We start from the raw sequence: 17,433 nt of genomic DNA, 5'->3' as shown, positions 1-17,433 counted from the left end.
TCGGCCCGCTGCCTTATCCCGCGCCGCGATTCCCCGCGCGATGGAGCTCTTCGCGGTCGCTTCGCCGCTCGGCCCGCTGGCGCTGACGCTCAAGGGCGACGCGGTCACGCGGCTCGAGTTCCCCCGCTCCCCACGCACCGGCGCGACGGCGCAGCCGACCGGGAACGGCCCGCGCTCGCCCGCGGGCGAGCGCGTCACGGCGGCGCTCGGCGCGTATTTCGCTGCTGGGAAGCCGCCCGCGCTCACGCTGCGGCCGGGCGGCACCGCCTTCCAGCAGCGCGTCTGGGAAGCGCTCAGGGCAATTCCGGCCGGCGAGACCGCTACCTACGGCGAACTGGCGGCGCGGGCTGGTTCGCCCCGCGCCGCCCGCGCGGTGGGGCAGGCGTGCGCGCGCAATCCGATTCCGGTCCTGATTCCGTGCCACCGCGCGGTCGGCTCCAGCGGTCCGGGCGGCTGGTCGGGGCAGCCGGGCGCGAAGAAGTGGCTGCTCGCGCACGAAGCGAGCGGCGGGAAATAGCGCAGCAGCCGCGTCGCCGCGCCGTGTAACAAGCAGTGACGGCGAGCTGCGCCCGCGAAGCGAGCGAGCGAAGGATGTGAGCGTAGCAGATTAGTCGCGCGGCGCCGTGAGGTAACCACCGCGCCACGCCACCACCGCGACCGTGCCGCCCAGCGCCACCGCGAGGGCGAGAATCAGCGGCAGCAGGTCGCGCGCGCTCGACTCGGGGGTGAAGCCGTCGGCGACGAAATGGACGTGCGGGGTTAGCGAGTGGAAGCCGCCGTTGCCGAGCGCGCGGACGAAGAGCGTGTGGTTGCCGCTGAACGCCAGCTCCTGCTCGTCGAGCGTGATGCTCCACGGAATGTAGGCGCCGGTCGGCTGCGGCAGCTCGACCACGTAGTCATGCACCTCGCGCCACGGTCCACCGTCTAGGCGATACTGCACCGCCGAGACGTTGCCGAGCCGCGCCCACGAAACGCCCTTGATGACGACGGAGTCGTTGGCCTGCGTCTCGAGGATGTGCGCCTGCAATTCAACATCGACGTTCCCGGGGTCTTCCAGCTTTGTCGCCTCCTCGACCGCCAGCAGCGCGTCGACCATGCCCCAGCCGAAATCGCGGTTCCAGAACGGGTCCAGCTCCGGGTAGGTCGGCTCACCGCGCGGCTCGGCAGTGGTGCGCAGGATTTCCTTGACCAGCGCGGGCGTCAGGTTGTCGTTGACCTCGAGCAGCAGCGCCATGACTCCCGCCACTGACGGCGTCGCGTAGCTGGTGCCGGAGCCGCGGCCGGAGTAGCCGTTGTCCGACGCGTCCTGCCCCGGGATGCTGTTGCTGCAGCCGCCCGAAGTGTAGCAGCCCTGCGCCTGCACGATGTTGCTGCCGGACGCCGAGACGTCGGGCTTCAGCTCGTCGTAGGGGTAGCCGTCATTGTTATCACGGCGCGGGCCGCGGCTGCTGTAGCCGGCGATGGTGTCGTCGCCGCGTTCGATGGTGTCCTGGTCGTCGAGCGCGCCGACTGTGACTGAGAGGCTCGACGAGCCCATGCCAGAAAAGCCGTCGTTATTGGGGCCGTCGTTTCCCGCCGCGACACTGACGACGACGCCCGCCTCGGTCACCAGATCGAGCTTGCGCGAGTGCATGTCGGTGCCGTCGCTACCGCCATCCTCGTGCGAGGTTATGCCCCACGAGAGCGAGACTATATCGATGCCGTAGTTCGCCTCCCCCACACCGGCCCACGCGTCATCACGGTGGTCGATAACCCACTGTAGCCCGTTCATCGCCGACTCATAGACTTCCTGCTCGGTTAGGTAGTTTTCAAACGGTCCTGCACCGACGTCGGAGCCGATTTTAACGTCGACCAACGACGCGTCGGGCGCGGCACCCTGGTAGTCGGTCAGGCTCCCGTCGGCGAGCAGCCCGGTCGCGGTTGCCATCCCCGAGCAGGCGGTGCCGTGCTGGTTGCCGTCGTCAGGGTCGAACGAGCCGTCATCCTGCCGGCCGCCAGTCCCAGAGAGCAGGCAGCGCGGAATATCGGTGTGCATGTAGCAGACCGCGTCATAGCCCGCGACGAACTTGCCCGCCAATCCGGGATGCTCGTTGTCAATCCCGGTATCGACAATCGCGACGTTGACCCCACGGCCGGTGTAGCCCAGGTCCCACGCGCCCAGCGGGTAGGCGGTCGAATTCTTCGCCTTGATATTGGGCGTCTGGACGTCGCCGTAGAACTCGACGCTGCCGTACGGCTCGACCATCACCACCCCCGGCAGCGACGCCGCCAGCGCGAACCGCTCCGGAGCCACGCTCCCGAGCAGCACCGCGTCGGAGAGCAGCAGCCGCGGCGCGAAGCCGGCTAGCAGCAGCAGCTCCAGCTCGCGCTCGCCCGGCGGGTAGCCGTAGGAAACCCCGACGGCAGTGGGCTCATCACGTACCTCGAGCCAGTCAACGATGCCGTCGCGGTCGCTGTCGCGCGAGGTGCGCTCCCACCACGGCACGGCCGGCGGCGGCGCGCCGCCGCCGGCCGCGGACGCTGGCGCCGTGGAAACGGCGGACGCTTCAGGCTCGCTCGCCGCTGGTAATTGCAGGTTGCCCGCCAGCAGCAGCGCCACCAGCAGGAGTGCCGCGAGTCGTCGCATCACGGCGGCGGAGCGTCGGCGGCTGATAAAGTTGGCGTCACCGCCGGCTGTACGGCGCGAAGACGTGTTTGTGTCAGTCGCTGACGCGAAAGACCGTGTCGCTGCGCCGCACTCTTTCCGGGACCGCGATGCCGACGTCCGCCCCCGCGGCGGCACTCTCGACTACCTTGTGGTCAATCTGCATCGACTCGAGCTTTATCTCGAAGTCGGTGGTCGCGCCGGAAAAGCGCAGCTTGTCGCCAACCGCGATGGCCGCACTCAGCTCGAGCGCCGCGACGCCAACCTTGCGGAAATACTTGTCAACCCGGCCGACCTCCGTCTGGGCCATGCTTCCCCAAGCCGCCGGGGCTCTTTAGGCTGCCGGATTCACAGCCGCGTCGAACAGTAGGGGCACATCGACCAGTCGGCGTCCACTTCGCGGCCGCAGCCGCCGCAGCTGTCCAGCGTACGCTCCTGCCCGCCAGCGGGCTCGCTCCACTGCCCCGGCGCGGGGGGCGGCGGCAACGGGTCGGGCCACCACGCCGCCAGCCCGAAGGCGGCGAGCGCCGCGAGGTAGGCGAGGTACTCGACCGGGGCGCTTTGCGCCAGCAACGTGTTGGCCAGCGCCAGAATGCCGCAACCAGCGAAGCTGACGCGCAGCAGGCTCATGCGTCGGCGTAGAGCGACTCGATTTCCGCCGCCCAGTTATCGGTTATCTGTTTGCGCCGGATTTTAAGCGTGGGAGTCAGTTCGCCGTCGTCAACGGTGAAGTCGCGCGACAGGATGGCGAATTTCTTGACCTGCTCGGGGTTCGAGAATTTCTGGTTCAGCTCGTCCACCTGCGCCTGAATTTCAGCGCGGATGTCGGCCGAGCCGGTATACTCGTCGAGCGGGTGCCCCAGCTCCTCCAGCTTCGCCACCTGCTCGACCGGGTTCTTGGGGATTTCGAGCGGGTCCATCCCGAGCTCGTCGCGCATGATGGCGAAGGCGTCGAGCGTCAGCAGCGCCGAGCAATACTTGCGCGCGTCGCCGACGAGGAAGCATTGCGACACCAGCGGCATCGATTTCATCGTCTCCTCGATGACCAGCGGCGCGATATTCTTGCCGCCCGAGCTGACGTAGATTTCCTTCTTGCGACCCGTGATTTTCACGAAGCCGTCGCCGTCGATGGCCCCGACGTCGCCAGTGTAGAGCCAGCCGTCGCGGAGCACCTCGTCGGTCGCCGTCTGGTCACGGTAGTAGCCCTTCATGACATGCGGGCCGCTAATCAGCAGCTCACCGTCATCGGCTACCTTCATCTCGGTGCCGGGGAAGACCGGGCCGACGCTGCCGACGCGGTTCTGTTCGGCGTAATTCAGCGTCGCGCCGGCGGTGTTCTCGGTCATGCCGTAGCCTTCGAAAATGGGGATGCCGAGCGACTGGAACAGTTCCAGAATGTCGGGGTTGATGGGCGCTGCGCCGGTAATCGCGAAGCGGCACGCCTTCATGCCGATTTTCTTCTTCAGCGCCTTGCGGAAGATGCCCGAAAGCAGCGGCAGCTTGAGCCCTATGCGCAGCACCGCCTTGCCGTCGATAGCGGCCTTGACGTTAGAGTAGATTTTCTCGTAGATGCGCGGCACTCCGATGAAGAGGTGCGGCTGCACCTCCTTGGCAAGGTCGACGACGTTGAGCGGATTGTCCGCCACATACATGTGCATCGCCTTGTCGACCCAGTAATGGTTGTCAATCAGCTGGCCGAAAACGTGCGCCAGCGGCAGCCACGAAACATAGCGCTCACCCTGGGTGAACAGGAAGGCGAAGTCTGCCGCCCTGACCTCAAAATTCCAGTTGCCGTGCGTCAACTCGACGCCCTTGGGGTTGCCCGTTGTCCCGGAAGTGTAGATGAGCGCGCTCGTGTCGGCGTCGGTCAGCGCGCCGACGCGCTCGTGGAGCGTCGCGGTCTCGACTCCGCTGCCGTGGCCCATGAACGCATCCCAGGTCATCATCCGCTCGTGCTCTACTCCGCCCACGCCCGGCAGCAGCACGAAGTGCTCGACCTCGGGCAGGCTGTCGATAACCTGCATCAGCCGGTGCTGTGGCATCTTGTCCTTGTCGCCAGCCGCCATCGGGTTGTCGCCGACAAACAGCACTTTCGATTCCGAGTTGCCGGCAACCCACTCGACCTCCTCGGCTGACGAAGTGTGGTAAATGCCAACTCCGACACCGCCCGCCATCTGCGCGGCGAGGTAGCCACCGTACCATTCGCGACGGTTGTAGCTGTAAATGCTCAGTTTATCGCCCGGCTCGAAGCCCAGCGCGACCAGCGACTTGGCGATGTCCATCACGAATTCGGTGACTTCGGACCAGGTCTCGGTCATCCAGTCGTCGCCTGACGGGGATGAAAGCGCCGGCTGGTCGGCGTACTTCATTGCGTTCTCGAGCAAACGGGAGGGAGTCGTGGAGGCCATGGGGGGCACCCGCTCAGGTATTAAACAACCTGCTCCCGCCCGCATCGACGAGACGGGCCAATCCGCGTTCCGTCAGAGTGTATGCCCGTAGTTGCCGCAGCAGCCGCGTCGCCGCTCAGCGGAGCGAGCGGTGACGTCAGGCTGCGCTCGCGGCATCATAGTGTATGCCCGCAGTTGCCGCAGAACTTGAACCCGGGCTGCGCCGGCGTCCCGCAGCCGGCGCAGCTGAACGCCAGTTTCTGGCCGCAGCCACCGCAGAACTGGAAGCCGGAAGGATTGCCCGTCCCGCAGCTCCCGCAGGCGTTGCTGTCGCCTCCCACTCCCGTAACTGACGCCTTCTCCTGCTTGCGCGCCAGCGGCGCCTCCTGAGCGGCGGCATTGGCTTTACCGACAGTTTCAAGGAATTCCTGATGCGAACCGTCCGCGAGCGCGCGCTTGGCGGCGTAGAGCAACTGGTCTGCTTCGGACGTGTCAAGTCCTTCACCGCGCGCCCGCTCGACCTGTCGCTGCGACTGCCGCAGCAACTTCCCGAGGAACGCTTCGATGCCGAGCATTGTGGCGCCCCCCTGCCGGCTGCCGACCAGCACGTGGCCGCCGCTGCGCGCCATGCGGCCAACCGGGCTGCCGTCAGGAAGCTCGAAGCTCCAGGCGCGGCGTCCCGACTTGGTAAAGACCGAGACCTTGCGCAGGGACTCGCCGACGACGAGGAAGTCGGCGGTCGAGGCCATGTCAATCCAGAACGGCTGCCGGTTGAAGTGGTATTCCCAGATGACGCGCGAGTTCTTGACCGCGAAGTAAATGCGCTGGTCGTCGGTCATGTAGCCGATGTAGTCGCCGTTGTTGCTGACGCACGCCTCGAGCACCTTGCCGGTGGTCTCGGTAGCCCACAGAACGTTCCCCTTGGCGTCATAGAGGTAGATGTGCATGTAGTCGGTCCCGACCACGACGTAGTGGCCGTTGGCCGAGATGACGATGTCATTGATGCGGAAGTCGGTCCCGCCCGGCTGGTGTTCCCAGAGAAGTTTGCCGGTGCGGTCGTAGGCCGAGAGGTTCCCGCGGCGGGTGCCGACGACCACGAGGTCGGCGCGATTGGAGACGCCGACCGAGGTTGCGGCGTGACTAGTGGTGCGGTTCCAGATTTCGCGACCGCGCCGGTCGAGGTAGTGAATGGCGTTGTCGCCGCTGGCAACCAGTACCGCGCGGGCGTTGCCGGCGAGCGAGATGTCGCGGATGTCGGGGATTTCCTGCATCCGCCAGAGTTGCCGGCCATCAGGCCCAAGGAACGTGACTCCGCCCTGCCGGCTGCCGATAGCGCAGAACTCCCCCTCGCTGCCGACCGCCATAGCGGTAATTGGCGACTTGTCCCGGTATGTCCAGAGAGTGCGCGCCTCGGCCATGTTGCCTCGACGATGTGCTCCCGGTATTAAGCGGTTCCCGTCAGAGTACCAGCACCGCCGCAGCGACGGTCGTGGTCCAGAAACCATTCTCGCCAACGGTCGCGACCTGGTTCACTGAACGGGTGCGCACGATGCGGTTGTCGATGCTCCAGATTTCACGTTTTTCATCCCACGACGCGTCAGGGTCGAACTCGATACCGTAGGTAGTCGCGAGCATCTCGGCGGCGAGGTCCTCGACATAATCCTCCATCTCCTGCTCGCCCATGCCGGTGGCGTGGTGCTCGGAGAGGTAGCCGTAGTGGTCGCGGTTGCGCGGAACCGCGACGCCGACACCCGAGCAGACCTGCGTTCCCGGCAGGTTACTGTCGCTGCGCGCCATGACGACCGGCACCACCTGCCCCGGCTGGAGCAAACTTGCTCCAGCCGCCGGCTCGACAAATTCGCAGCGTGGCGGCAGGATGGAGGAGACCGAGACGAGGTTGTAGCACTCGATGCCCGCCTCACGCAGCGCCAGCTCGAACGAAGCGAGCTTCTCGCGATGAGTGCCGGTGCCACGGGTCAGGAAAAGCGAGTGCGGCGTGAAGACGGAGCGGGGCACTCGAATGCACTACCGGCGGTATTTATATAGGTCGTCTGCAAGCCGGCCGACGGCCAGCAGCCCCTGTAACGCCGCATGTTTGGCGATTGACGAAGCGCGATACGCTTATCGTTATATAGACCCTCTGGCTGCCGCCGCGTGGACGCCCAGCTGACCCGCCGTATGGCGGGCGAAATCGTGGTCTCGGACAGCCCCGGCGAGACGCTCCGCAAGTGGCGTGAAATCTTCCAGCTTTCGCAAAAACATCTGGCGAGCCTCCTCGGAGTGAACCCGAGCGTGGTGTGCGATTTCGAGAAGGGGCGCCGCCGCTCGCCCGGAATCGGGACCGTGCGGCGACTGGTCGAAACCATGGTGAGCTACGACCGCGCGCATGGTGGCCGCATCGTTACCAACATGGAGGGGCAACAGGGCAACTCGGCCATCACCAGCATCCAGGAATTCGCTATCGGGCTGCCGATTGCGAGCCTTGTCGAGGCGATTGGGGGCAAGGTGCTCGCCGGGGAGGAGGAGCTGGAGCGGCCCATCTACGGCTATACCATTGTTGACGCGCTGCGTGCAATTACCACTTTCTCGGGCGCCAACTTCGGGCAAATGTATGGCTGGTCGAACGAGCGTGCGCTCTTCTTCACGGGAGTCAAGTTCGGCCGCTCGCCAATGATTGCGGTGCGGGCGCACCCGGTCAAGCCGCGGCTGGTCTGTTACATCCAGCCCGGCAGCGTTGACAAACTGGCTGCGAAGCTGGCAGAAATGGAGCGTATCGTACTCGTCAGTACCGAACTTTCCCTCGGGCAGGTTCAGGCAGGACTGGAGAAATTATGAACGGAATCGTAAGCTACGGCGCGTATATTCCGCGCTACAAGATTGAGACCACCGAGATTGCCTCAGTGTGGGGCCAGGACGGTAGTGCCATGGCGCGCAACCTGAACGTCTACTCCAAGTCGGTCCCCGGGCCGGACGAGGACGTGATTACCATCGCGGTCGAGTCAGCCCGCACGGCAATGAAGCGCTGCGGCGTGACCGGCCAGCAGGTTGGCGCAATCTACACCGGGTCCGAGTCGCACCCCTATGCGGTCAAGCCCAGCTCGACCGTCGTGGCAGAGGCGGTCTGCGCGACGCCCCACCTGACAGCGGCCGACTACGAGTTCGCCTGCAAGGCGGGGACTGCCGCCATCCAGACCTGCCTCGGGATGGTGGGCGACAAACAGATTGACTACGGCCTCGCGATTGGCGTCGACACTTCGCAGGCGGCGCCGGGCGATGCGCTGGAATATTCCGCCTCGGCGGGCGGCGGCGCGTTCCTGATCGGGCGCGACAAGGTGATTGCCGAAATTAACCACACCACTTCCTACACGACCGACACCCCCGACTTCTGGCGGCGTGAGGGGCAGCAATACCCGCGCCACGGCGGCCGCTTCACTGGCAAGCCAGCCTACTTCCGGCACGTCGCCAGCTGCGCGCAGCTGACGATGAAGATGGCGGGAACCGAGGCGAAGGACTACCAGTATATCGTCACCCACCAGCCCAACGGCAAGTTCCCGCTGCGGGTCGCCAAGGCGCTGGGCTTCACCCCCGAACAGGTCGAGACGGGGCTGATGACGCCGCGCGTTGGCAACACCTACTCCGGCGCAGTCTTCCTTGGCCTCGCGGCGGTCTTTGATGTCGCGAAGCCGGGCGACCGCATCCTCTCCATCGCCTACGGCTCGGGCGCCGGCAGCGACGGGTTCGACATCACCATCACTGACCACATTGAGAAACTAGACCGCAGCGTTACCGTCGAGCAGATGATTAGCAGGATGAAAATAATCAACTATCCCACCTACGCCAAGTATCGCGGGAAAATCCACATGGGGTCGGGCGGATGAGGGAAGTCTCGATTATCGGCGCCGGCGTCACCAAGTTCGGCGAACTGTGGGACAAGTCGCTGCGCGAGCTCGGCTTGATGGCGGGGCTGGAAGCAATCCAGGACGCCGGCATCGGCAGCAGCGATATCGACGCACTCTACGTCGGCAACATGGCGGCCGGTTCGCTGGTGCAGCAGGAGCACGTCTCGGCGCTGATTGCCGACTACTGCGCCATGGCTGGCGCGCACGTCCCGTCGACGCGCATCGAAGGCGCCTCCGCCTCGGGCGGGCTGGCGTTGCGGCAGGCGTACATGGCGGTCGCGGGCGGCTTCATCGACGTCGCGGTTGTTGGCGGCGCCGAGAAGATGACCGACGTCAGCGACTCGGAATCGGCGCACACGCTCTCGATGGGCGCCGACGAGGAGTGGGAATCGCAGCAGGGCGCAACCTTTGCGTCGCTGCACGCGATGATGGCACAGGCGCACATGACCGAGTTCGGGACGACGCGCGAGATGCTCTCGGCCGTCGCTTCGAAAAACCACGGCCACGCGGCATTGAACCCGCAGGCGCAATTTCCCTTCCCAATCAAGCCAGAAGCGGTCTCCGGCTCGGGGCTGGTTTCCGACCCGCTGCGGATGCTTGACTGTGCGCCGCAGAGTGACGGCGGCGCAGCGGTCGTGCTCTGCGCCAGCGACCGCGCCAAGGAATTTTCGAAGAAGCCAGTCTCGATTATCGGCTCGGGGCAGGCGTCCGACACGCTCAGCCTGCACCACCGCGCCAGCCTGAGCCGCATGCCGGCCATCGGCGTCGCTGCCGAGCGGGCGTTCGCGCACGCCGGTCGTAAGGCGGCCGACGTCAGCGTCGCCGAAATCCACGATAACTTCACCATCTCCGAGCTGATAGCGCTCGAGGAAATCGGCCTTGCCGAGCGCGGCTCCGCGGGGCAGCTGACGCTCGATGGTGCCACCGCCCTCGGGGGCGCCATCCCGGTCAACACCGGCGGCGGGCTGAAGGCGCGCGGTCACCCACCCGGCGCAACCGGCGTCGCGCAGGCGGTCGAAATCGTGCAGCAGCTGCGCGGCACCGCCGGCGAGCGGCAGGTCAGGGGCGCGACGCTCGGGCTGCTCGAGAACCACGGCGGGACCGGCGCGACGGCGGTGGTCCACCTGCTGGAGATGAACTGATGGCGGTTCCCCGCTTCTGGCGCGAGATGCCGGTGCGCTACAACCTGATTGGTTCGCACTGCACCGGTTGCGACATGTATCACTACCCGCCGCGCGCGATGTGCTCCGGCTGCCACCGCGAGTCGCTCGGCAAGATGGAGGAGCACCGGTTCGCTGGCACCGGCCAGATAGTCGCGAACACCGTGGTCTACCAGCCGCAGCAGGGCTACGAGATGCACGGCCCCTACCCCATGGCAATTATTGAGATGGACGAAGGCGCACGCATAACAGCGCAGATTGTCGATGTCGCGCCAGAGATGGTGAAGCGCGGCATGCGCGTCGAGGCGGTCTTCCGCAAGCTGGGCGAGGACAGCGAGTCCGGCATCATCTACTACGGCACCAAGTTCACGCCGGTCGATGAGCCCGAGGAAGAGGACGAGGAATCGGCCGATTCGGTCGAAGTCGAGCTCTAGACCTTCCGCCAGTATTGCAGCACTTCGCGGCCGCGCCGCGGCTCGATTGAGTCTTCGGGGGCTTCCTCGCGGTCAAGCTGCCAGTGGAGCGAGAAGAGGGCGTGCAGCTCGCTGATGGTGACGCCCCACGGCGGGCCGCCCTCGGCGAGCGGCTTGTCGAGCGGGAAGAAGGCGCCGACGAGCATCCCGCCCGGCTTGAGCAGCTGCCACGCGACGCGGTCGTATTCGAAGCGACGCAGCGGCGAGACGGCGCAGAAGCAGGTGTATTCCAGCAGGTAGTCGAACTGTCCGTGCAGCTCCCCGGGCAGGTCAAAAATATCCTCCTTGAGGACAGTCACCTCGGCGCCCGCCGCGAGCGCGTTGCGGCGCGCCGCGAGCACCGCCGGCTCGGCGAAGTCGATGGCGGTGACGGTGAAGCCCGCCTTCGCGAAGGTGACTGCGTCCCAGCCGCGGCCGCAGCCAATGAGGCAGATGCGCCCCGGCTCGAGCTCCGCCGCGACGCGCTCGAACAGCGGCGTCGGCTGGCCCAGGTCCCACTGGTCTTCGCCGGCGTGATAGCAGGCCTCCCAGAAATCGGGGGTGCTGACAGGGTCCTCCACGCTCGGGCAAGGCCCGGTTTCAAAAAGCTTCCCGCAACGCTTTATCGCCCGCCCGGGTGGCGGCTGCATGACCACCCTCACAATGTGCACCAGCGCCGGCGACATCTCGCTGAAGCTTTACGTTAACCGCGCCCCGCAGACCACGGCCAACTTCCTGAAGCTGGTCGACAAGGGGTTCTACAACGGCCTCCATTTCCACCGCGTCATCCGCGATTTCATGCTACAGGCGGGCTGCCCCCACTCGAAAGACCCGCGCAGCCCACGCGCCGGGACCGGCGGCCCTGGCTGGCAAATCAAGGACGAGTTCCATACACAGCTGAAGCACGACCGCCCCGGGCTGCTGAGCATGGCCAACGCCGGCCCCAATACGGGCGGCAGCCAGTTCTTCCTGACGACCGTCGCGACCCCCTGGCTCGACGGTAAGCACGCCATCTTCGGCGAGGTTACTTCAGGGATGGACGTCGTACGAAAGATTGAGACGTGCAAGACCGGCGGGGGAGACCGACCGGCGAATCCAAAACAGATTATCTCGGTGAAGCGGGACTAACCGTAGTCCTGTCCAGTGTATGGCACATCCAAATCCAGTTGCACAACGTATAGCCCACTGGTGATGCAACTCAGATAGATGTAGCCTTTGTGGTATTCGGCGGTCCAAAGGAACGGCACCCAGCCGAAGTCGTAGAAGGCTGAATCGAGCGTCTGGCCGTCGGCGCCGTGCGGCAGGTAGTAGCCGACGGTTGCAGCAAAATGCAGGTCAGTCATGTTCTCTACAGGTGGCGCCATCAGCGTCTCCAAGTCGAGTACCCAGAGACCAGTATGGTAGTTACCCATGTAGAGCCGGCCGTCCCAGTTACCGCCCATAGAAGCATCTGTCTCAGGTGTTGTGGGAAACCACGCGCTGTCTAGGTTGTGTGGACTGAAAATAAGCCACTCCTCGCCGCCGGGGATGTAGTGGTCTACCCCGAAAGGATTCTCCCAGTAGCTGAGCAGCTGCGGCTTGAAGCGCAGGTTGCCATTAACCATCTCGTACTCCGTGGTATCAAGAATGTATGTCAGCCCGGTGCCGACAGATGTCTCCAGGACCTCGGTCGCGCAGAAAGTGACGTGGCGCAGCTCGCTGCCGAGACCCAGGTGGCTGCCGTCGACCAGTACCGGGAAGGGCTCAACGTAGTGGATGTAGGAGGCGCGGCCGCCGTTGACGTTACCGGTCGTGCTGGAGTCGGGCTGCCCGTCATGGTCCAAGTCGGCAAAGTCCATCCACTGTCCGACCTCGGGCGCGCGCCAGCGACAGGTGACTGGATTGCCAAGCCCCGCCTTACAGGTAGTTGCCATCGCTATGTATTGGGCTGGTGTATTGACTGGGTGAGGAATGGTTTCGAGGTCAAAGATGCGTAGTCCCGCTTCCCAGTAGGCGCCGTAGATGTAGGTGTGACCATAGCGTGGGTCATTAGTGTCCTCACCCGGCCATTTCTGGACGGTCATGTCATGGATGTAAATCCAGCCGCCACGGGTGGTTGACCATGCCACTTCGGCCTCGCCTACTTTGTTAATCGTGTGCCCCTCGCCAGAGGCAGGGACCCCGTCGAGTAAGCGTGATGCCGAGCCCTGCAGGTTCAAGTGCGCAATAGTAATACCACCACATGCTTCCTCACTCCCAATTTGACAGGCTGTGTAATCCGGGTTAGCAACGAAAATATACCACTCGCCGTCAATCATGTGGGTGTAGAGGTTGTGTGGTCCTGAGGGGTGGTCAATGTCGTTCCAGTGGTCGACCCAGATTGGGTTGGCCTTGTTCGTGACATCAACCAGCGTTACCGCTACCTGTACGAAATCGTTCCAGGTGGTAAAGTCTGGGTCAGCGTTGCCGGGGTCTATAATCTGGTTTTGAATAATCACGTATTCGCGTGCGTCAAATTCGATGTACTTGACGTCAAGCACCTGAGTATTTGGATCGCTGTACCTACCTACCTCGCTCATATTGTAAGGGTCCGTGACATCGATGATACGCATCTCATTCCAGCCTGCCTGGTAGGCGTAGGTGCGCCCATCAGGCGCTTCGGCGACTTGAATTTCGGCGTTGTCAAAATTGGGGTTGAAGCCAACATACTCGATATTGTTGGTGTAAAGCTGGTGTTCCGACGCATTACGATGGTCATGTTCCTCATCCTGTAGCAGCGCGTCGGCGAAGGGGCGCCCCGTCGTGGGGCCGGTGCCACCGCTAGGACCGCCGTCGCCCTCCAACAGGTAGGCTGCAGTCGCTGCGACGGCAACGACCAGCAGCAGGATTGCGGAGACTCGCAGGACCGCCTGTTGCATATTGCACGCAGACTTATGACGGCTATTTATACCTCGGGCTGGTGGCCCGCAAATGAACACTAACTCTAGCTTTCGAGCCATGCTGCTAGCGCTGGTGCTGACGCTGACAGGTTGCCTACACGATACGCCTTCAGAGGAAAATTTTTGGGGCGTCGAACTACCTGAGGAGACGGCGGCCGACTTCACGCTGGTTGACCAACATGGTGACAATTTCAGCTTTGGTGACACCTTGGGCAAGGTGGTGGTGATGACATTTGTCTATACCCACTGTCCCGACGTCTGCCCTGCCGTCACCTACCAACTCACGAAATTGCAGGAAGCACTCGGTGGCGACTACGGTGAACGAGTGGAAATTCTCTCCATCACGGTCGACCCGGAGCGCGATACTGTCGAGCATCTTGCCCAGTGGGCCATGATGCGGAACGCCAGCTGGCCGCACCTCACATCTAGTGATGCCATGCCGGAGATGGCGATGAACAGTTCTGTATGGGGGCCGTACGGCATTTATGTTGAGAAGATGCTCGAGGACCAGGAAATGGAGATCGCGCCGGCGGACCACTCACTGGTAATCATGTTGCCCGACAACTCGACCGCTGCTGTAGAGGTTCCAGCGAGCGCGTTTGACTCCGCTGCCACGATGTGGAACCTGACCCAGAAGGGGCTAGAGGAGCTACAACTGGATTACAACTATACAGGAGCAGATTCCATTACCAACGTCTCCGGCCACGAAGCGAATGCCAACTGGTCTTGGACATTGCATGCCTGGAATGCTAGTAGTGGGGGTTGGGAACCAGCCGGCGCGAACGCCACGGAGATTCCGCTCACCGAATCCGCGCACGCCGCCTGGGTGCCTGGAAACGCCAATACCTCGCAGCTGCCACTGCCCAGCGCGTTCACCTGTGACGGTCATGGCTGGCTGATGGGTGAAGGCTCCGGAATGCACTGCATGTGCGATGAGGGATACGGCTGGTCCGGACAAGACAGGCTGTCATGCGTGCTGACGGAGGGAGCAGGTGGCTACGGTGACTACGGCATCAGCCACTCGACTATCCTTTACATTATCGACCAGCAGGGTCGGTTGAAGGTCGCGTGGCCAGGGCTAGATTGGACCTACCGCGACATCCACCACGACGTGGCGCTGCTGCTGGATTAATCCTCGCTCAGGGCGCTAATTTATACCACCCCCTGCTGCCTCGCCGATGAGTCAGGTGAGGATTGCCATTGTCGTCTTGCTCGTACTGGTGCTGGCACTGGTACTCCCATCGGCAGAGGCACATGATGCAGGAACTTTCAGTATCATTGTGAGGGATGACGGAATAGTCCCAGAAACCGCCAGTTTCCAGTACAACGACACTGCACTCTGGATAGATGTCGGCGAAGACGACAACCTCACCCACCGGATTGTCTACGACGGTGACGGTGACGGACTCTACAATGGCACCTACGACTGGGACTCCGGCACCTTGCAGAACGAGTGCGAGAGTGATGAAAATGGTACCAAGCTGGACGAAGAGTGCCAGACCTCGTTCCGGGTAAGCTTCAACTCCACCTTCGGGACCGGGACCTATTACTACCAGGACCTGCTCTCCGACGGCGGGATTCTCAACGCCACGATCGTGGTCAATCCCGACGTGGGGGCTGGCCACATAGCTGCTGGCTTCCAGCAGCCGCCGCCAGAAGAATCCACTCCTGAAGAGGAGGGGCGACCCAGCTGGCTGCTGGCGGTCGCAGGGTTGTCGGCAGTCGGTGCCGCTCTCCTAGGCTATCTGGTGCTGCAGGGCCAACCGAAGAGCTGATGCGGCAGGAGCTGGTGACGGGGCTTGCCCTCAGCCTCATGACTATTTCCGTGCTGAGCGGAATCTACTGGCTCAGCCTGCCTGAGCCGGAACCGCAGGAGCAGGATTACGGCGACCTGCTGAAAACATCCATTTGTATCTATGCCGTGGAGGGCATCGTGAGCGATTACCACTACCACCTCTGGCTGAACATAACTGCCAACGGCGACCGGGTCGAAATACCAGCAAACGTCGGTTTCGAATACAACGACGATGGCAGTGTTCTGTTCATCCATCCAGTCCATACATACGATGATTCGGGGCAGGTCCACATCGAAACTATCCCTAATGCGACGGTAACACTGGGAGATTTTTTTGCCATCTGGGAGCAACCCTTCTCAAGCGAACAGGTACTCGACCATGCAGTGGATGAGACCCACGCATTGCGGATGACTGTGGATGGAGTCGAAACACAGGCATGGGAAACGCAGGAACTTGGCCCCTACCTCTTAATCGAAATCTTCTACGAAGCGGCTTAAGCCCCAGCCAGGCTGGGGGTGCAGTCGGAAATTGTCATTCCAATTCATGCCGACGGCGAGTTCGTCGCACAGCTCGATATCGACTCGCACACGCACGACCCTTTCTCGCAGGACGAGGTGGTATTCCTACAGCGGCTCTGCACGCGGCTGGCGCAGCTCTGGAACGAAACTTAAATAGCCGATACGCTACGCCGAGCCCGGTGCATTATGCGCAGCTTTTCCATCCTGTTGCTGGCGCTGCTGCTCATGGCAGCGCCCGCCGTGACTACCGCAACACCTGATACTGTGGCCACAGTTAGTGCGGATCGCGAGTATCCCAACGGTTGGACCCACCGGCCGCTGGTCGAGCTCTTTACCAGCCTCAGCTGCGTCTTCTGCATGTCCTATGCCGACCCCGCCATGGACGAGGTGCTGCATGACATCGAGGGTGATTCTTCGGTGCCATACCACATCGTCTACTTCCACCAACCTAACGGTGGTGCCGGCGACGACCCATTCCACACTGAGGACTCCAATGCACGTATGCGTGACCACTACGGGCAGACTGGGACTCCAAACGCGCAGTTCGACGGCAACTACCGTTACGAGGGCGGCGGCAGCGAAAGCAATTACGACGACTACAAGGCCGAACTGGAGGACTCCGGGCCCCGTGACGGTGACGACGGCGAAGATTTCAAGATAGTCGATTTGGACATCTACAGCGAGTTCATAGGCAGCTCGACCGAGGGCGAAGTCGGGACATTCAAAGTCAGAGTCGACATGACCTACCACGGCCTGGCTGGACCGGAGTCGTGGGAGCAGCAGGCAGGGCTCGAGGACACTAATCTGGACGGTACGCTCTATGTCTTCATGGTTGAAGATGATGTTACTGCCTGGTCCTCGTACCTGGAGCAGGACTGGGTTAACATGCGAGTGTTCCGCGGATATGCCATTGAGGGTGAGGAATTCACCCTGCAGAAGGATGAGGCAGCCACCTACGAAGCTGTCTGGAAGGTGCCGACAACGCAAGTTGACGCCGATGGCGTCGAGGGACCCATCAAGATTCCCATCAACCCCGGCCGGATTACCCCGATTGCAGCGGTCTTTGACCGGGATGACACCGAGTCGGGCGGCAAGAACGACGATCCGAGCGACGACACCTACCCTACCCCGCGCTCAATCCAGTCGGCGTCGCCGCAGAGCACTATTTACGATAATCCTGAGCGCGACGTGCCCGAGATCGAACGGCAGCGCGAACTCTTCACCGAAGCTGGCGCACAACTCGAGGTGGAGTTCGAGGCCGAGGAGGGCATCGGCACCTCGTTCGCGGTCTACAACTATGATAGCCAAAACTACACTGGCGAGTGGCAAATAGCCGAGCTCAAGATTGTGGGCGAGGAGGTGTGCGACGATGACGGCGTCTGCTACGCCTACGCTGACGCGACCGGCACTGCGACCTTCCCCTACCAGAGTGATGACAATATCTACTACCAGGTGCTCTACGTCGATGGTAACGGCACTTCCGGGAGATCGGATGTGCAGATGTTTGTCGGCAGCGACGGAGGGGGGCGCCCAGTTGTTACTGATGGGGCGCTGCCGTGGCTACTGATAAGTGGCGTGGCGACGGGGGGGGTTCTCGGCGGTACACTGTTCGTAGTCTGGGCGCGACGCCCTGCGTAAGCGTCAAATAGCCCCCAACCA

At 63.2% G+C, this 17,433-nt stretch carries 19 protein-coding genes; 11 read left to right on the top strand and 8 right to left on the bottom strand.

Features of this window, described 5'->3' with window-relative positions:
- Positions 1–40 precede the first annotated feature (40 nt).
- Positions 41–517 (top strand): methylated-DNA--[protein]-cysteine S-methyltransferase, encoded by a 477-nt coding sequence (locus tag QGG57_01255; GenBank protein MDP7006810.1) that lies wholly within the window; start codon positions 41–43, stop codon positions 515–517.
- Positions 518–607: 90 nt separating this feature from the next.
- Here the strand turns inward: QGG57_01255 and QGG57_01250 are convergent, their stop codons facing one another.
- The 6 genes from QGG57_01250 to QGG57_01225 all read right to left on the bottom strand — a co-directional run bounded on the left by QGG57_01250 (position 608) and on the right by QGG57_01225 (position 7,047).
- On the bottom strand, positions 608–2,626 hold the full coding sequence (locus QGG57_01250; GenBank protein ID MDP7006809.1) for a S8 family serine peptidase: 2,019 nt from the start codon (positions 2,624–2,626) through the stop codon (positions 608–610).
- 73 nt (positions 2,627–2,699) lie between these two features.
- Positions 2,700–2,954: a translation elongation factor-like protein gene (locus QGG57_01245; GenBank protein ID MDP7006808.1), complete on the bottom strand. Its 255-nt coding sequence runs from the start codon at positions 2,952–2,954 to the stop codon at positions 2,700–2,702.
- 38 nt (positions 2,955–2,992) lie between these two features.
- Positions 2,993–3,274, bottom strand: coding sequence for a hypothetical protein (locus QGG57_01240; protein MDP7006807.1), 282 nt, complete (start codon positions 3,272–3,274; stop codon positions 2,993–2,995).
- Positions 3,271–5,052 (bottom strand): AMP-dependent synthetase/ligase, encoded by a 1,782-nt coding sequence (locus QGG57_01235; GenBank protein ID MDP7006806.1) that lies wholly within the window; start codon positions 5,050–5,052, stop codon positions 3,271–3,273. Before QGG57_01235 ends, QGG57_01240 begins: the two co-directional genes overlap by 4 nt.
- Positions 5,053–5,207: 155 nt before the next feature.
- The gene (locus QGG57_01230; GenBank protein MDP7006805.1) at positions 5,208–6,449 is read right to left on the bottom strand and encodes a DUF5711 family protein; all 1,242 of its coding nucleotides are present in this window, start codon (positions 6,447–6,449) and stop codon (positions 5,208–5,210) included.
- A gap of 40 nt (positions 6,450–6,489) precedes the next feature.
- Positions 6,490–7,047: an arginine decarboxylase, pyruvoyl-dependent gene (locus QGG57_01225; GenBank protein ID MDP7006804.1), complete on the bottom strand. Its 558-nt coding sequence runs from the start codon at positions 7,045–7,047 to the stop codon at positions 6,490–6,492.
- Positions 7,048–7,185: 138 nt separating this feature from the next.
- On the opposite strand from QGG57_01225, the gene QGG57_01220 reads away from it, so the two are divergent.
- The 4 genes from QGG57_01220 to QGG57_01205 are packed head-to-tail and all read left to right on the top strand — an operon-like array spanning position 7,186 to position 10,524.
- A complete protein-coding gene (locus QGG57_01220) occupies positions 7,186–7,866 on the top strand; it encodes a transcriptional regulator (protein MDP7006803.1) in 681 nt (226 codons plus the stop codon).
- A complete protein-coding gene (locus tag QGG57_01215; protein MDP7006802.1) occupies positions 7,863–8,909 on the top strand; it encodes a hydroxymethylglutaryl-CoA synthase in 1,047 nt (348 codons plus the stop codon). The genes QGG57_01220 and QGG57_01215 overlap by 4 nt, the downstream gene beginning before the upstream one ends.
- Positions 8,906–10,072, top strand: coding sequence for a thiolase domain-containing protein (locus tag QGG57_01210; protein ID MDP7006801.1), 1,167 nt, complete (start codon positions 8,906–8,908; stop codon positions 10,070–10,072). The genes QGG57_01215 and QGG57_01210 overlap by 4 nt, the downstream gene beginning before the upstream one ends.
- Positions 10,072–10,524 carry a Zn-ribbon domain-containing OB-fold protein gene (locus QGG57_01205; protein MDP7006800.1) on the top strand — a complete coding sequence of 151 codons (453 nt, stop codon included), beginning with the start codon at positions 10,072–10,074 and terminating at the stop codon, positions 10,522–10,524. Before QGG57_01210 ends, QGG57_01205 begins: the two co-directional genes overlap by 1 nt.
- Here QGG57_01205 and QGG57_01200 read toward each other — a convergent pair.
- Positions 10,521–11,123 (bottom strand): methyltransferase domain-containing protein, encoded by a 603-nt coding sequence (locus QGG57_01200; protein MDP7006799.1) that lies wholly within the window; start codon positions 11,121–11,123, stop codon positions 10,521–10,523. The genes QGG57_01205 and QGG57_01200 overlap by 4 nt on opposite strands.
- 67 nt (positions 11,124–11,190) lie before the next feature.
- On the opposite strand from QGG57_01200, the gene QGG57_01195 reads away from it, so the two are divergent.
- Positions 11,191–11,670, top strand: a complete 480-nt coding sequence (locus tag QGG57_01195) for a peptidylprolyl isomerase (GenBank protein MDP7006798.1) — start codon at positions 11,191–11,193, stop codon at positions 11,668–11,670.
- Here the strand turns inward: QGG57_01195 and QGG57_01190 are convergent.
- Positions 11,667–13,439, bottom strand: a complete 1,773-nt coding sequence (locus QGG57_01190; GenBank protein ID MDP7006797.1) for a hypothetical protein — start codon at positions 13,437–13,439, stop codon at positions 11,667–11,669. The genes QGG57_01195 and QGG57_01190 overlap by 4 nt on opposite strands.
- 52 nt (positions 13,440–13,491) lie before the next feature.
- On the opposite strand from QGG57_01190, the gene QGG57_01185 reads away from it, so the two are divergent.
- The 5 genes from QGG57_01185 to QGG57_01165 are packed head-to-tail and all read left to right on the top strand — an operon-like array spanning position 13,492 to position 17,412.
- A complete protein-coding gene (locus QGG57_01185; GenBank protein ID MDP7006796.1) occupies positions 13,492–14,592 on the top strand; it encodes an SCO family protein in 1,101 nt (366 codons plus the stop codon).
- A gap of 46 nt (positions 14,593–14,638) precedes the next feature.
- Positions 14,639–15,235 carry a hypothetical protein gene (locus tag QGG57_01180; GenBank protein MDP7006795.1) on the top strand — a complete coding sequence of 199 codons (597 nt, stop codon included), beginning with the start codon at positions 14,639–14,641 and terminating at the stop codon, positions 15,233–15,235.
- Positions 15,235–15,753, top strand: coding sequence for a hypothetical protein (locus QGG57_01175; protein MDP7006794.1), 519 nt, complete (start codon positions 15,235–15,237; stop codon positions 15,751–15,753). The genes QGG57_01180 and QGG57_01175 overlap by 1 nt, the downstream gene beginning before the upstream one ends.
- Before the next feature lie 18 nt (positions 15,754–15,771).
- The gene (locus tag QGG57_01170; GenBank protein MDP7006793.1) at positions 15,772–15,927 is read left to right on the top strand and encodes a GAF domain-containing protein; all 156 of its coding nucleotides are present in this window, start codon (positions 15,772–15,774) and stop codon (positions 15,925–15,927) included.
- Between the two features lie 33 nt (positions 15,928–15,960).
- Positions 15,961–17,412, top strand: coding sequence for a hypothetical protein (locus tag QGG57_01165; protein ID MDP7006792.1), 1,452 nt, complete (start codon positions 15,961–15,963; stop codon positions 17,410–17,412).
- The last annotated feature ends 21 nt before the right edge of the window (positions 17,413–17,433 follow it).

Source organism: Candidatus Poseidoniia archaeon (assembly GCA_030748895.1).
Lineage (GTDB): Archaea > Thermoplasmatota > Poseidoniia > MGIII > CG-Epi1 > UBA8886.
The sequence above is the reverse complement of the archived record's forward strand: the minus strand, read 5'-3'. Positions and strand labels throughout refer to the sequence as shown.

What these genes read in the sequence shown, in the direction of transcription:
- QGG57_01255 (MDP7006810.1), top strand. Translation starts at nt 41, where the DNA reads ATGGAGCTCTTCGCGGTCGCTTCGCCGCTCGGCCCGCTGGCGCTGACG.
- QGG57_01250 (MDP7006809.1), bottom strand. Translation starts at nt 2,626, where the DNA reads ATGCGACGACTCGCGGCACTCCTGCTGGTGGCGCTGCTGCTGGCGGGC.
- QGG57_01245 (MDP7006808.1), bottom strand. Translation starts at nt 2,954, where the DNA reads ATGGCCCAGACGGAGGTCGGCCGGGTTGACAAGTATTTCCGCAAGGTT.
- QGG57_01240 (MDP7006807.1), bottom strand. Translation starts at nt 3,274, where the DNA reads ATGAGCCTGCTGCGCGTCAGCTTCGCTGGTTGCGGCATTCTGGCGCTG.
- QGG57_01235 (MDP7006806.1), bottom strand. Translation starts at nt 5,052, where the DNA reads ATGGCCTCCACGACTCCCTCCCGTTTGCTCGAGAACGCAATGAAGTAC.
- QGG57_01230 (MDP7006805.1), bottom strand. Translation starts at nt 6,449, where the DNA reads ATGGCCGAGGCGCGCACTCTCTGGACATACCGGGACAAGTCGCCAATT.
- QGG57_01215 (MDP7006802.1), top strand. Translation starts at nt 7,863, where the DNA reads ATGAACGGAATCGTAAGCTACGGCGCGTATATTCCGCGCTACAAGATT.
- QGG57_01210 (MDP7006801.1), top strand. Translation starts at nt 8,906, where the DNA reads ATGAGGGAAGTCTCGATTATCGGCGCCGGCGTCACCAAGTTCGGCGAA.
- QGG57_01205 (MDP7006800.1), top strand. Translation starts at nt 10,072, where the DNA reads ATGGCGGTTCCCCGCTTCTGGCGCGAGATGCCGGTGCGCTACAACCTG.
- QGG57_01195 (MDP7006798.1), top strand. Translation starts at nt 11,191, where the DNA reads ATGACCACCCTCACAATGTGCACCAGCGCCGGCGACATCTCGCTGAAG.
- QGG57_01190 (MDP7006797.1), bottom strand. Translation starts at nt 13,439, where the DNA reads ATGCAACAGGCGGTCCTGCGAGTCTCCGCAATCCTGCTGCTGGTCGTT.
- QGG57_01185 (MDP7006796.1), top strand. Translation starts at nt 13,492, where the DNA reads ATGAACACTAACTCTAGCTTTCGAGCCATGCTGCTAGCGCTGGTGCTG.
- QGG57_01180 (MDP7006795.1), top strand. Translation starts at nt 14,639, where the DNA reads ATGAGTCAGGTGAGGATTGCCATTGTCGTCTTGCTCGTACTGGTGCTG.
- QGG57_01175 (MDP7006794.1), top strand. Translation starts at nt 15,235, where the DNA reads ATGCGGCAGGAGCTGGTGACGGGGCTTGCCCTCAGCCTCATGACTATT.
- QGG57_01165 (MDP7006792.1), top strand. Translation starts at nt 15,961, where the DNA reads ATGCGCAGCTTTTCCATCCTGTTGCTGGCGCTGCTGCTCATGGCAGCG.